The organism is Yersinia sp. LJYL362 (genome assembly GCF_048323875.1).
On sequence record NZ_JBLWEX010000171.1, the window covers coordinates 1 to 13,159 of the forward strand.

Consider the following 13,159-nt stretch of genomic DNA (forward strand, 5'->3'; position numbering starts at 1 on the left):
AAGAAGAAAACTTTGACTGTCGGGCGGTAGAAACCCTGATTCTGGACGAAGCTGACCGTATGCTTGATATGGGCTTCGCACAGGATATTGAAACTATCTCGGCAGAAACCCGCTGGCGCAAACAGACATTACTTTTCTCGGCCACGCTAGAAGGTGAAGCTATCCGTGAGTTTGCGGAGCGCATCCTGACTGAGCCGGTAGAGTTGGAAGCTGACCCATCACGCCGTGAACGTAAAAAAATTCAGCAATGGTATTACCGCGCAGACAATATTGAGCACAAAACTGCCTTGCTGGTGCATTTACTGAAGCAACCAGAAGTACAGAAATCCATTATTTTTGTGCGTACCCGTGAAAAGGTACATCAACTGGTCAGTTGGTTACGCGAAGCTGGAATTAATGCCTGGTTCCTTGAGGGTGAAATGGTTCAGGCCAAACGTACCGAAGCCGTGATTCGTTTAAGCGATGGTCGGGTTAACGTTCTGGTTGCAACGGATGTGGCTTCGCGCGGTCTGGATATCGACGATATCAGCCACGTGTTCAACTTTGATTTACCGCTGACTGCTGACGTCTATCTTCACCGTATCGGTCGTACTGGCCGCGCAGGGCGTAAAGGGGTTGCTATTTCTCTGGTTGAAGCACATGACCATTTATTGCTGGGCAGAATAGGTCGTTATCTGAAAGAGCCATTAAAGCCACGAGTGATTGATGAGCTGCGACCAACCAGTAAAGCCCCGAGCGAGAAAAGCACAGGTAAACCGTCTAAAAAAGTTTTAGCGAAGCGTAAAGAGCTAAAAGAAGCCGGTAAAGAGAAAACGAAGGTTAAGGTTCGCCATCGTGATGCTAAGAATGTGGGTAAGCGCCGTAAGCCAAAGGACAAGCCCGATACCAAGAGTGCGAGTTAATTCTGCACCCTGACAAAAAAGCCGTTTATAAACAGCGGCTTTTTTATTTGTTATCAAACGGATTCAAACTACAGAACCTGATTTTACAGTGAAGTACTACTTTTGGGTATTTCAGCCTAAAACAAGCCGTTCAAACACTATTGCTGGTAAACCTCTGCAAGTTTTTTACCACGAAGCCAAATATTCAATTGCTGATATTTTTGCTGCATTTCAGCACTTTGGATGTTCAGCGGCGTCATCGCTAAATACTGTTGGAATGTCGCGCCCTGCTTATTACGGGCTTCAGGGTCAGCACCAGCTTTGAGCAAACGCAAAGCTAAATCCGGTGCATTGCTTTTACCTGCTAAATGTAACGGCGTATCACCCACACGATCGGCAATATTCGGATCAACACCAGCGACCAACAACAGGATCACCTGGATCTCGCGCCCTGCCATGATAGCAGCCGCTAAAGGCGTTGCGAGTGTCACACTATTTCTGGCATCAGGCCGAATATTGTTTTTAAGCAAAATTTGCATGTAATGCGCATCTTGCACAGTGGCAGCTGTGTGCCAGGCGGTATCACCCTGCATTCCGGGCTGAAAAGGATCTGCATGTTCTTGCAACAATGCCGCCAAACTTTCAGGTTGTTGATTGAGGATAGCCCACTGCATAAGTGTCACGGCCTGCTCACCTTGCTGTTGTAGCAATGATTTAGTGGCTAACTGATGGATCTGCTTCACATTGCCATGAACAATCGCATCTGCAATTGGCATGACCAGCGGATCGGTAAACGCGATATTAATCTCTGTCATTGCCTGCCCCTCAAAACTGATTAATGGCATCAAAACACCGTAGATAGCGTAACGCAAATGGCGTTTCACTCTCATTGCCAGTGTTGATTCAGGCATACTGCCGCTCCCAAGGTTGTTGTTCATTCATGGAACTGAGCACTTTATCAATACCATGCGCCGCAAGGCTACGTTCGAGGTGTTTGTGTGGCAGCCAGTCATTTAGCCCCGCCAGTTTATCGCTATTAGCCAATGTGATCTTATGACCAATTGCATCAGGAATGAGTGAGGTTGACTCCTGAGTATCCGTCAATAAGTCATGTTGCTCACTATAACGTCGTATGCCACCACCCTCCGCCGACTGCCGCGCCTGAGCAGGGTTCATGCCCAAACGATTTAATGTGTGGTCAGAAACACCGGCGGCATTAAATGTTACAGCAAAAGTCCCGCTAGCTAATGCAGCCGTGGCTGCCAGCCCACCGCCTAATGAATGGCCGGTAATGACCAGTGCATCACCAAATGCCATTTTAGCTGTTTTTCCCAGAGCAACAGCCTGATTATATTGAACATCCTCATAACCTGTTGCTTGCCGGATATTACTTAACCAATCCTGAATATCATTGGTACCCGCGAAAGAGAGGACATACTGTTGGTTATCACTGTAAATCCCAGCCTGAAACCCTGAAGCTGTATCAGATAGGCTCGCCGGGTCTATCCCAGCCGAAAGCAACGCGGCATCACCCAACCGTGTAAATCCGCCGACGCTTCCCGCAGCTGGAGCGTAAACATCTTTCGCGAGTAATGCTAATGAATAGTCCGCTTGCTGTGATCCTTGTCCACTTGATATAGGTACATTGTCGCTGGCAGCTAAAACACGTTCACTACGTGATATTCCAAGGCTGGCCAGCATGCTGTAATAAACATCATTACCTGCCTGAGTGGGAGTTAGGAGGGGGGGTTCTTTTTGATGCTGGTCCGGAGACCCAACAGGAGTAGCGTTCTCTTTCTTGACCTGCTCTATTGGTTGCGCCTGGTTCATCAACCCTGCTAATGAAACAGGCCGGGCTAAACTAACAGATATACTCATGCCAACTCCTTGTCGATAGGTAATCCCAATATTGAGTCAACCTCAATAACTTTATCTATCGACACATCGGATGAGTTCTTAAATGAAAATGGTAAGATTTATTTATATAAATTGAATATTGTGATCTCAGTCTAACTTCTCGATAAACAAATCACAGGAACAAAAAAGGGAGCCACAGAGGCTCCCTTCAGAATTTGAGACTTAATTATTATGACAAAAATTACAGGCTTTCAGTGAAAGTACGAGTAATCACATCACGTTGTTGTTCTGGTGTCAGTGAGTTGAAACGTACGGCGTAGCCAGATACACGAATCGTCAACTGAGGATATTTTTCTGGATGCTTGACTGCATCTTCCAGTGTTTCGCGGCGCAGAACGTTTACGTTCAAATGCTGACCACCTTCAACACGTACCGTTGGTTGTACTTCCAACGGAATTTCACGATATTCGATCTGGCCTAACTCACTTGCCGGAACAATTTGATCTTCTGCATAACCAGCTTTCGCGCAAACACAGCGTAGCTCAGCTTTTTCATCATCCAGCAGCCAGAAAGAGTTCAGCAAGGCTTCATTGTTAGCTTTAGTAATTTGAATACCAGTAATCATTTGGTGCCTCCGTAATACGGCTATAAATTCCAAGGGGGAGAAACTATCTTGGTTATTTGGTAAAACCATTGTTGTCTTATTGTTCTATATACCAGTCAGACCGCTGCAATTCTTTGACTTAAATCAATCTTTCGGCCACCACGGCAATCATGTCACTGGCAAATTTATGTTTTATATCAATTTTATCAATCTGGTCCAGAGCAATTATTTTTGTAAATTTTCAACATTTTTTACATGGAATGGTCAAAAAAACATCACTACGTCACAGACTTAGGTTTAGCGGTTTCACTCACAGGTTTGAACCGGTAAGCTAGAGCACATCAATATCTTACAGAAACCAAGGAGAGTGTTTATGTCCGCCTCCCTTACCTGGCACGATGTGATCGGCCAGGAAAAAGAACAACCTTACTTTAAAGATACGCTGGCCTATGTGGCAGCAGAGCGCAATGCTGGCAAAACCATTTATCCGGCACAACACGATGTATTTAATGCTTTTCGCCTGACCGAATTGGATCAGGTCAAAGTGGTTATTTTGGGCCAAGACCCTTACCACGGCCCTAATCAGGCTCATGGGTTATCATTTTCTGTCTTGCCAGGTGTCCCGGCACCGCCCTCTTTGGTCAATATCTACAAAGAGCTGGCTACCGATATTCCCGGCTTCCAACGCCCCAATCATGGTTTCTTACAAAGCTGGGCCGAGCAAGGTGTATTGCTGCTCAATACCGTACTGACTGTCGAAGCAGGTAACGCGCACTCACATGCCAACCTTGGCTGGGAAACCTTTACCGATAAAGTCATTGCAGCACTGAATGAACATCGTGATGGTGTGATTTTTATGTTGTGGGGAGCACATGCTCAGAAAAAGGGCCGTATCATTGATACCCAGCGCCACTTTATTTTAAAAGCCCCACATCCATCACCGCTCTCCGCACATCGCGGTTTTCTTGGTTGTAAGCACTTCTCACAAGCGAACCAACTCTTGCAGCAGCAGGGTCAGCAACCGATTGACTGGCAACCTAAATTGCCAACAGCTGAATAAAACGTCATTTACTGAAGAAAACAAACAAAAAAGGCACCCGCAAAGGTGCCTTTCCACATCAGGACACCTTAAGCTTTCGCTTTAGATACCGCGACCATCGCCGGACGTAACAAACGGCCATTCAGCGTATAGCCTTTTTGCATCACCATCATGACGTGATTTGGCTCGTGATCCGCTGATTCAAGCATCGTCATCGCCTGATGAACTTCAGGGTTAAACGGCACGTTAGTTTCACTGACAACTTGGATACCGTATTTACCGACAGCATCAAGCAATGATTTTAGGGTCAGTTCGACGCCTTCGATCATTGCTGTCAATTCAGCATTGGTTTTATCAGCTGTATCCAGCGCACGCTCCAGATTGTCAATCACAGGTAATAATTCAGCTGAAAATTTTTCTAACGCAAATTTATGCGCTTTTTCAACATCCTGTTCGGTACGACGACGGATATTCTCAACTTCAGCCTTGGCGCGTAGCAAGCTTTCGCGCTCACGCTGTACAGCTGCAGCCAACTGCGCTTCAAGCTCGGCAACACGCGGATCTACACCTTCACCCGTCTCTTGTGTCGCTTCCACTTGCTGCTCTGCTGCATTTTCCATTTCTTCCGAGACTTGCTCGTTTGGTGTTTTCTGTTCTTTACTACTCATGGATATCTCCGCGTTTTAGCATTAATCTCGCTACTTGGCTTATTATGGGGATCAAAACCGGGGATTCAAGGGAACCGGTCATAATGTGGGGTAAAAGACACCCCATTGAGGAAAATCACGGCAATGAATAATAAAAGATTCAATTGTATTGGTATTGTCGGTCACCCACGGCACCCGGCCGCACTTGCCACCCATGAAATGCTCTACCATTGGTTAAACGCCAGAGGTTATGACGTTATGGTGGAACAACAGATTGCTAAGGATCTCAATTTAACCGATGCCGTTACCGGTAGTTTGGCTGATATCGGCCAACAAGCCGATTTAGCCGTCGTGGTTGGCGGTGATGGCAATATGCTGGGTGCTGCTCGGGTATTGGCCCGCTATGATATCAAAGTGATCGGTGTCAACCGAGGCAATCTGGGCTTTTTGACCGATTTAGACCCCGATAATGCTCAACAACAGCTTTCCGATGTGCTGGAAGGCGAATATCTCAGCGAACAACGTTTCTTGCTGGAAGCGCAAGTCACACGAACAAATCAGCAAAGCCGCATCAGTACAGCAATCAATGAAGTGGTTTTGCATCCGGGTAAAGTTGCCCACATGATAGAATTCGAAGTGTATATTGATGATCGCTTCGCCTTCTCCCAGCGCTCTGATGGGTTAATTATCGCCACACCTACCGGTTCTACCGCTTATTCACTCTCTGCGGGTGGCCCTATATTAACACCAACACTGGATGCCATCGTTTTGGTTCCCATGTTCCCGCACACTCTGACTGCTCGCCCGCTGGTTATTAATAGTAGCAGTACCATCCGCCTTAAGTTTTCCCAAATCACCAGTGACCTGGAAATTAGTTGTGACAGTCAGATAGCACTGCCGATTCAGGAAGGGGAAGAGGTGTTAATTCGGCGCAGTGATTTCCACCTCAATCTTATTCACCCCAAGGACTACAGCTATTTCAATACGTTAAGTACAAAGTTGGGTTGGTCAAAAAAATTATTCTAAAAAGTGCATTAGGGACTTTACTGTATATAAAACCAGCCTATACTGTATTCAAATACAGATATGTGTTTATGTACAGGAGATTTACCATGCTGGCCCAATTAACCATCAGTAACTTTGCTATTGTGCGTGAGCTAGAAATTGATTTTCAACCTGGAATGACAGCAATTACTGGTGAGACGGGGGCGGGTAAATCCATCGCCATAGATGCATTGGGGTTATGCCTTGGCAGCCGTTCAGACGGTAGTATGGTGCGTTTGGGGGCAACCCGCGCTGATATTTGTGCTCGTTTCTCATTAGCAGACACCCCATCAGCCCGACAATGGTTGGAAGACAATCATCTGGATGACAGCAACGAGTGTTTGCTGCGGCGTGCTATTGGCTCCGATGGCCGCTCAAGAGGGTTTATTAATGGGACAGCCGTGCCATTGTCCCAATTACGGGAACTGGGGCAGCATTTAATTCAAATCCACGGCCAGCATGCCCATCAACTATTGCTAAGACCTGATCATCAAAAGCAATTGCTAGATGCTTACGCAAACCAATCTGTCCTGCTCACTGAAATGAAAGCAGCCTATCAAATCTGGCACCAAAGCTGCCGTGCTCTGGCACTGCATCAGCAACAATCACTGGAACGTAATGCTCGTCATGAGCTATTGCAATATCAGTTAAAAGAACTGAACTCATTTGCCCCACAAGCTGGGGAATATGAACAAATTGATGTCGAATATAAGCGTCTGGCAAACAGTGGCCAGTTGTTATCACTCAGCCAACAAACCCTACAGTTACTGTCTGATGATGAGCAGAATAATATTCTCAGCCAACTCTACTCAGCCAAGCACCAACTCACAGAGCTGGCAGGAATGGATGAGCAATTTAATAATTTGCTGAATATGCTGGAAGAGGCCTCGATCCAAATCAGTGAAGCTAGTGATGAATTGCGTCACTATGCCGAACAATTTGATATGGATCCGAATCGTCTGTATGAACTGGAACAGCGGTTATCTCGTCAATTAAATCTGGCTCGCAAACACCATGTTACACCGGAAGAGTTACCACAATTTCATCAACAACTATTGGATGAGCAAGAACAGCTCTCACAACAAGAAAATGATCACGAGCAGCTCAGCCATGCTGTAAATACTCACTATCAGCATGCATTAGCTATCGCCAAGCGGTTACATGAAGAACGCCAACATTATGCTGACGAATTGGCAGCGCTGATCACCGAAAGCATGCGCGAACTGTCCATGCCACATGGCAAATTCACTATTGAAACGCTGTTTGAACCTGAGCACCTGAGTGCTGAAGGGGCTACCCGAGTCGAATTTTGTGTTACCACAAACCCCGGCCAACCACTACAGCCGCTGGCTAAAGTTGCCTCAGGTGGTGAGCTTTCTCGCATCGCATTGGCTATTCAAGTTATTACAGCGCGCAAAATGGACACGCCTGCACTTATCTTTGATGAAGTCGATGTAGGTATCAGTGGGCCAACAGCAGCCATAGTGGGTCGCCTGTTACGCCAATTGGGTGAATCCACTCAAGTTATGTGTGTCACTCACCTGCCGCAAGTAGCAGGCTGTGGTCATCAACATTTCTTTGTGAGTAAACAAACTGATGGCAATGAAACTGAAACTCATATGCATCGGTTAGATAAAAAAGCCCGTTTACAAGAATTGGCGCGCCTTCTGGGCGGTAGTGAAGTGACGAAAAACACCTTGGCAAATGCAAAAGAATTGCTCGCAGCATAGAAAAGATTAACTTTTTTCCTTTCCAGAGGTCATACAGGTGCCCTGTAAAGGTTTCCAACTGCTGCAAGGTCTATTATCATCGTCATCCTACGCCCTAAAGGAATGTGATTACTATGCGCTGTAAAATGCTGACTGCCGCCGCTGTGATGCTTGCAATGCTTACTGCGGGTTGTTCAACGCTGGAGAAGGTGGTCTACCGGCCTGATATTAATCAGGGTAACTATTTATCACCTAATGACGCGTCCAAAATTCATAAGGGTATGACCCAGCAACAAGTGGCATATACCTTAGGCACCCCAATGCTACAGGACCCGTTCGGCACTAAAACCTGGTTCTACGTATTCCGCCAGCAACCTGGTCACGAGAAAGTCACACAACAAACATTAACGTTGACCTTCGATAGCAGTGGTGTACTGACTGATATCAAAAATGATCCAACGTTATCAGGAAATTAATTTAACCGAAGATTGCAGAACACATTGAGGGAGCGAATGCTGATTAGGTTTTTAGGCTCAGAGTCTATTAATGCTTATGCAGCAACATGACAGTACTCATTCTTCTTCAACGCAGTCCAGGGCTACTACAAAAATAAGGCGCAAATTGTGCCTTATTTTTTTGCTTGTTCAGCGCGCTGCCGACGTAGCTCTTTAGGATCTGCAATTAATGGACGATATATCTCAACTCGATCCCCATCATTAAGCTTATCGCCAAGCTTCACCGGGCGACTATAAACCCCCACTTTATTCTTTGTGAGATCAATATCAGGGCGCAACTCAAGCAGACCTGAAGCTTTAATTGCCTCTTCAACTGTACTTCCAGCCTCAAGAGAAACGGTACGCAAATATTGGCGTTCAGGTAAAGCATAAACTACCTCAACGCGAATATCAGACACTGTAAACCTCTTTCGCTCGCTGGGTGAACGCTTGCACCATATTACCGGCTAATTCTTTGAATATCTTACCAAAAGCTAACTCAATCAACTTATTAGTAAATTCAAAATCAAGGTGCAATTCAACCTTGCAAGCATCCGCACTGAGTGGGGTAAAATGCCATCCCCCCATTAATTTACGAAACGGCCCATCAACCAGTTGCATATCAATACTCTGGTTATCAGTGAGTGTATTGCGTGTCGTGAAAGTTTTGCTTATTCCGGCCTTAGCAACATCGACGGCAGCCGTCATTTCATTTTCAGTAGCGTCAAGTACCCGACTTCCAGTACAACCCGGTAAAAACTCTGGATAAGAGCGAACATCATTAACCAGTTGATACATTTGTTCTACGCTAAATGGCACCAACGCAGAGCGGCTAATTTGTGGCATAACATTTCCTGTGAGACATAAAACGCACTGATAATACCATTTATCCACCGCGAGACAAAAAATCTGCTAGTCATTCCTCGCAACAAATGAGACAAAATGCACAGGCATCCTGCGGGAAAGGATTTCATTCGCCTCCGCATACAGTATAATGATCAATACTATGACAAAGAAAAAAGCATACAAACCCGGTTCCGCAACCATTGCGCAAAACAAACGTGCCCGTCATGAATACTTCATTGAAGAAGAGTTCGAGGCAGGCCTTTCATTGCAAGGTTGGGAAGTAAAATCTCTGCGCGCTGGCAAAGCCAACATTAGTGATAGCTACGTAACCTTTAGAAACGGTGAGGCATTCTTGTTTGGTGCCACCATTACACCGTTAAACGTGGCATCGACACATGTTGTCTGCGAGCCAATGCGTACCCGTAAACTGCTACTAAATAAACGCGAACTGGATTCGTTGATTGGTAAAGTTAATCGCGACGGATTTACTGTAGTTGCCCTTTCCGTATATTGGAAAAATGCTTGGGTTAAAGTTAAAATCGGTGTCGCCAAAGGTAAAAAAGACCACGATAAGCGCGATGACATCAAAGATCGTGAGTGGAAGTTAGACAAAGCGCGCATCATGAAGCACGCAAATCGTTAAGTGACTGGCTTAGCAGGACATAGTTCTGTTATACTAGCGGAGTTCTTTGGGGCTGATTCTGGATTCGACGGGATTCGCGAAACCCAAGGTGCATGCCGAGGTGCGGAGGCCTCGTAAAAAACCGCAAAAAAAATAATTGCAAACGACTCGCAATACGAATCTGCTGCTTTAGCAGCTTAATCAGCCTAAGAAACTGAAGATTCCCTCTCTCCCTAGCCTCCGCTCTTAGGACGGGGATCAAGAGAGGTCAAACCTAAAAGAGATCGCGTGGACACCTTGCCTGGGGTGAAAGCGTTAAACCCAATCAGGATAGTTTGTTAGTGGCGTGTCCGTCCGCAGCTAACCGGCGAATGTAATGACTGGACTAAGCATGTAGTGCCGACGGCGTAGTAATTTCGGACGGGGGTTCAAATCCCCCCAGCTCCACCAAATGTTAAACCGGTTATTACCAGATAAGTCCGGTGAAGTACGAAGAGCCCGCATCCCACCTAGGTTTGCGGGCTTTTTTGTGTCTGTAGTAGTCCAAGGATATCCGCCTGAAGCCAGAGACAATTGGTATACAAATTGGTATACGCTAAGATAGATACCAATGGACGTATACCAATTAAGGGAAGAACCATACATGGCAAGGACAACACGCCCCCTCACCCACACCGAAGTACAAAAAGCAAAAGCCACCGACAAAGACCTAACTCTCCATGATGGAGATGGCTTATTTTTGTTAGTCAAAACCACCGGCAAGAAAATTTGGCGTTTCCGCTATCAACTTCCCAACAGTAGTAAGCGCACTATGGTAAGCCTCGGCGCGTACCCTGCACTCTCTTTGGCTGATGCCAGAGAGGCACGAACAGAGAAACTAGCAATGTTAGTCCGAGGGACAGATCCCCAAGCAAGAGCTGGTGAAGAGGCTGAAAAGCTCCAGATAGCGGAGGAAAGTATTTTTGTGAATGTCGCCCGCAAATGGTTCGAGTTGAAAGAGAGCCACGTTAGCGCAGCCCATGCGAAAGATATTTGGCGTTCTATCGAAAAAGACATCTTACCTAGCATCGAAAATATTCCCGTCCAAGAACTCAAAGCACGCACCCTCATTCAAGTACTAGAGCCAATCAAAGCGCGTGGGGCACTAGAGACGGTTAGACGATTGGTGCAACGTATAAACGAGATAATGATTTATGCGGTCAATGTAGGTTTGCTTGATGCCAATCCAGCATCAGGTATTGGTAATGCATTTGAAAGGCCTAAAAAGCAGCATATGCCCACCATAAGGCCAGAAGAACTACCTAAACTCATGCGTACCATAGCCATGAGCAATCTATCGATACCAACTCGCTGCTTACTTGAATGGCAATTATTGACGCTGATACGTCCCGCGGAAGCATCAGCAACAGCATGGGCAGAGATCGATATTGAAAATAAGCAGTGGTGTATTCCCGCTGAACGGATGAAAGCAAAACGTGATCATATAGTCCCGCTCTCAGAACAAGCTTTAGAACTGCTAGAAATCATGCATCCAATCAGTGGCAATCGTCAGTACGTATTCCCTAGCCGCAACGACCCGCGTAAGCCAATGAATAGCCAGACAGCCAATGCCGCATTGAAACGTATTGGTTATGGGGGGAAGTTAGTAGCCCATGGACTACGCTCTATAGCCAGTACAGCTATGAATGAAGCGGGATTTAATGCTGATGTGATTGAGGCTGCGCTAGCGCATAGTGATAAAAATGAAGTTAGACGCGCGTATAATCGTTCAACATATATTGAACATCGAAAAGAATTGATGATTTGGTGGGGAAAAAAGATTGCAGCTAAATAGGCTAATTTTACTTATATTTTTGGGGGAGCTTGAATATGGATTTTATAGATGTGTTCGATTTTGCTGTAAATCTTTGGACACAAGATGGTGTGGAAAAGTGGCCCCCTGCGGTGACTTGATTTTCATACTAATGGTGCAAAAGTCGGACTCGTAAAATAAATACAACACCTTGTAATATAATTTTATTTTTAAAATTAAAAATGTGTCAGCCCCTATTTTGCCCCCTTAAGGGTTTTGTGTCTTTTGAGCATTGAGACTTTTGAGGCCTACGAAAGTCGCTGTCTGTGTATTATATTTTGCCTAGCTCGTTCCACACCAAGTTGATCAGCCTCTTCAATTCACAGCCTAAATACATAATTTTACCCAGTGATATTGAGTTAAATAACGCTGTTTTCACTATCCGCTTGAAGTGATATCAATATATGATATCATTTCCAGTGCTTTGGCGAGCAAGGACCACATCAATTAAGGACAATAATGTGATTAAATTAAATGCTAAGCATTACAAAACGCTACGAACTATTTTTGCTACGCCGACATCAACAAACTTGGAATGGCGCAAAATTGAGTCTCTATTGATAGCGTTGGGTGCAGTAGCTACAGAAGGGAGTGGTTCACGGGTTCGCTTTGAAATTAATAAGATAATGGCTTCATTTCATCGGCCACATCCCGACAAGGAAGCGAAAGCCTACCAAGTGCGCGATGCCAGAACATTTCTTGAAGCTGTAGGAGTGGTACCATGAATACAATGACATACAAAAATTATGCCGCAAAAATTGAGTACAGCGATGAAGATCAATGTTTGATTGGTCATATTGCAGGTATTCGCGACGTGATCGGTTTCCATGCAGATAACGTCGCTGATTTGCGTATCGCCTTTGAAGAGGCTGTAGATGACTATCTGAGCTATTGCGCCGAACAAGGCCGTGAACCACAGCGCCCAGCCAGTGGCAAAATTAGCTTACGCATCCCGCCAGAGATTCACTCAGCAATCAATATTGCTGCGGAAGTTTCAGGGAAAAGCACTAACCAGTGGATCAGTGAGACGCTTGCGAAAGCAGCGCACGGATAATTATCGTCTCTCGTTGTGGTGAGCTTTTGCTCCTTGACAGGTATCTAGCCCAGAGCGAAATCGTCAGCAAACCCTTTGAATGTAACTAAGACGACAAAAACCCCTGAGTTGGTTTTTGTCGTCTGAATCAGCCATGAGCCCCTCCCTCTGCTTCAGCCTGTGCTGCTAGCAAAACTTGCTTTGGCATAGTTGCCAGCACATCTTTTGGCTTTTTTCCACCTAACCAACTGTTTTCAGAGCCAAACCAGATAGCCAACCCCCAAGGTGTTTTCTTTTCACCTAACAGGGATATCACTTGCTTAACCACTGGGATCGGGCGGAAACCTTCATCTAATGCGTATTCAGGGTATTTGTCTTTTCCATTAAGCTGAAGTGCCAAAATTCGGCCAGCAGACTTCCAGCGGTTCGGCCCTGCGCTGGGATTGGTATTTTTGAAACTCGCTTTTTCTGACAATTCACGCGCTGTCAGCCATACGGAATCTGCAAGTATCCTGGCATTAAGCTGCTCAC

The 13,159-nt window shown here is 45.7% G+C and carries 15 protein-coding genes, 1 other RNA gene and 1 pseudogene; 10 read left to right on the forward strand and 7 right to left on the reverse strand.

The annotated features are described in order from the left end of the window. Positions 1 to 902: helicase-related protein (locus tag ACNSO8_RS08200; protein WP_418394371.1), on the forward strand; the 902-nt coding region annotated here is incomplete at its 5' end. A gap of 137 nt (positions 903 to 1,039) precedes the next feature. On the opposite strand, the gene ACNSO8_RS08205 is transcribed toward ACNSO8_RS08200, so the two are convergent. The 3 genes from ACNSO8_RS08205 to grcA form a co-directional block, all read right to left on the reverse strand. Further along, positions 1,040 to 1,696 carry an ankyrin repeat domain-containing protein gene (locus ACNSO8_RS08205; protein ID WP_026018103.1) on the reverse strand — a complete coding sequence of 219 codons (657 nt, stop codon included), beginning with the start codon at positions 1,694 to 1,696 and terminating at the stop codon, positions 1,040 to 1,042. 88 nt (positions 1,697 to 1,784) lie between these two features. Further along, complete coding sequence (locus ACNSO8_RS08210; RefSeq protein WP_019081865.1) at positions 1,785 to 2,759, reverse strand: DUF2974 domain-containing protein; 975 nt, start codon at positions 2,757 to 2,759, stop codon at positions 1,785 to 1,787. Positions 2,760 to 2,979: 220 nt separating this feature from the next. After that, on the reverse strand, positions 2,980 to 3,363 hold the full coding sequence (grcA, locus tag ACNSO8_RS08215; RefSeq protein WP_005166327.1) for an autonomous glycyl radical cofactor GrcA: 384 nt from the start codon (positions 3,361 to 3,363) through the stop codon (positions 2,980 to 2,982). Between the two features lie 352 nt (positions 3,364 to 3,715). On the opposite strand from grcA, the gene ung reads away from it, so the two are divergent. Beyond that, a complete protein-coding gene (ung, locus tag ACNSO8_RS08220) occupies positions 3,716 to 4,402 on the forward strand; it encodes a uracil-DNA glycosylase (RefSeq protein WP_019081866.1) in 687 nt (228 codons plus the stop codon). Between the two features lie 68 nt (positions 4,403 to 4,470). On the opposite strand, the gene grpE is transcribed toward ung, so the two are convergent. Next, positions 4,471 to 5,049: a nucleotide exchange factor GrpE gene (gene grpE / locus ACNSO8_RS08225; protein WP_019081867.1), complete on the reverse strand. Its 579-nt coding sequence runs from the start codon at positions 5,047 to 5,049 to the stop codon at positions 4,471 to 4,473. A gap of 123 nt (positions 5,050 to 5,172) precedes the next feature. Between grpE and nadK the strand changes: the two genes are divergently transcribed. The 3 genes from nadK (at position 5,173) to bamE (ending at position 8,257) form a co-directional block, all read left to right on the forward strand. Further along, entirely contained in the window at positions 5,173 to 6,054 is an 882-nt protein-coding gene (gene nadK, locus ACNSO8_RS08230) for an NAD(+) kinase (RefSeq protein WP_019081868.1), read from the forward strand. An 86-nt stretch (positions 6,055 to 6,140) separates the two neighbouring features. After that, entirely contained in the window at positions 6,141 to 7,802 is a 1,662-nt protein-coding gene (gene recN / locus ACNSO8_RS08235; RefSeq protein ID WP_019081869.1) for a DNA repair protein RecN, read from the forward strand. 113 nt (positions 7,803 to 7,915) lie between these two features. Continuing rightward, positions 7,916 to 8,257 (forward strand): outer membrane protein assembly factor BamE, encoded by a 342-nt coding sequence (gene bamE / locus ACNSO8_RS08240; protein WP_005172787.1) that lies wholly within the window; start codon positions 7,916 to 7,918, stop codon positions 8,255 to 8,257. 152 nt (positions 8,258 to 8,409) lie between these two features. Here bamE and ACNSO8_RS08245 read toward each other — a convergent pair whose 3' ends face one another. Beyond that, complete coding sequence (locus tag ACNSO8_RS08245; protein ID WP_019081870.1) at positions 8,410 to 8,694, reverse strand: RnfH family protein; 285 nt, start codon at positions 8,692 to 8,694, stop codon at positions 8,410 to 8,412. Further along, on the reverse strand, positions 8,687 to 9,121 hold the full coding sequence (locus ACNSO8_RS08250) for a type II toxin-antitoxin system RatA family toxin (protein WP_011815744.1): 435 nt from the start codon (positions 9,119 to 9,121) through the stop codon (positions 8,687 to 8,689). Before ACNSO8_RS08250 ends, ACNSO8_RS08245 begins: the two co-directional genes overlap by 8 nt. Before the next feature lie 160 nt (positions 9,122 to 9,281). Between ACNSO8_RS08250 and smpB the strand changes: the two genes are divergently transcribed. The 5 genes from smpB (at position 9,282) to ACNSO8_RS08275 (ending at position 12,649) form a co-directional block, all read left to right on the forward strand. Next, positions 9,282 to 9,764 carry an SsrA-binding protein SmpB gene (smpB, locus tag ACNSO8_RS08255; RefSeq protein WP_005166313.1) on the forward strand — a complete coding sequence of 161 codons (483 nt, stop codon included), beginning with the start codon at positions 9,282 to 9,284 and terminating at the stop codon, positions 9,762 to 9,764. A gap of 48 nt (positions 9,765 to 9,812) precedes the next feature. Then, positions 9,813 to 10,193: a transfer-messenger RNA gene (ssrA, locus tag ACNSO8_RS08260) on the forward strand. Positions 10,194 to 10,386: 193 nt separating this feature from the next. Next, positions 10,387 to 11,577 carry an integrase domain-containing protein gene (locus ACNSO8_RS08265; protein ID WP_418394372.1) on the forward strand — a complete coding sequence of 397 codons (1,191 nt, stop codon included), beginning with the start codon at positions 10,387 to 10,389 and terminating at the stop codon, positions 11,575 to 11,577. 479 nt (positions 11,578 to 12,056) lie between these two features. After that, positions 12,057 to 12,320: a type II toxin-antitoxin system HicA family toxin gene (locus ACNSO8_RS08270; RefSeq protein WP_046050406.1), complete on the forward strand. Its 264-nt coding sequence runs from the start codon at positions 12,057 to 12,059 to the stop codon at positions 12,318 to 12,320. Further along, on the forward strand, positions 12,317 to 12,649 hold the full coding sequence (locus ACNSO8_RS08275) for a type II toxin-antitoxin system HicB family antitoxin (RefSeq protein ID WP_046050405.1): 333 nt from the start codon (positions 12,317 to 12,319) through the stop codon (positions 12,647 to 12,649). The genes ACNSO8_RS08270 and ACNSO8_RS08275 overlap by 4 nt, the downstream gene beginning before the upstream one ends. A 127-nt stretch (positions 12,650 to 12,776) precedes the next feature. Here the strand turns inward: ACNSO8_RS08275 and ACNSO8_RS08280 are convergent. Next, a pseudogene (locus tag ACNSO8_RS08280) lies at positions 12,777 to 13,159 on the reverse strand (integrase); the annotation flags it as partial.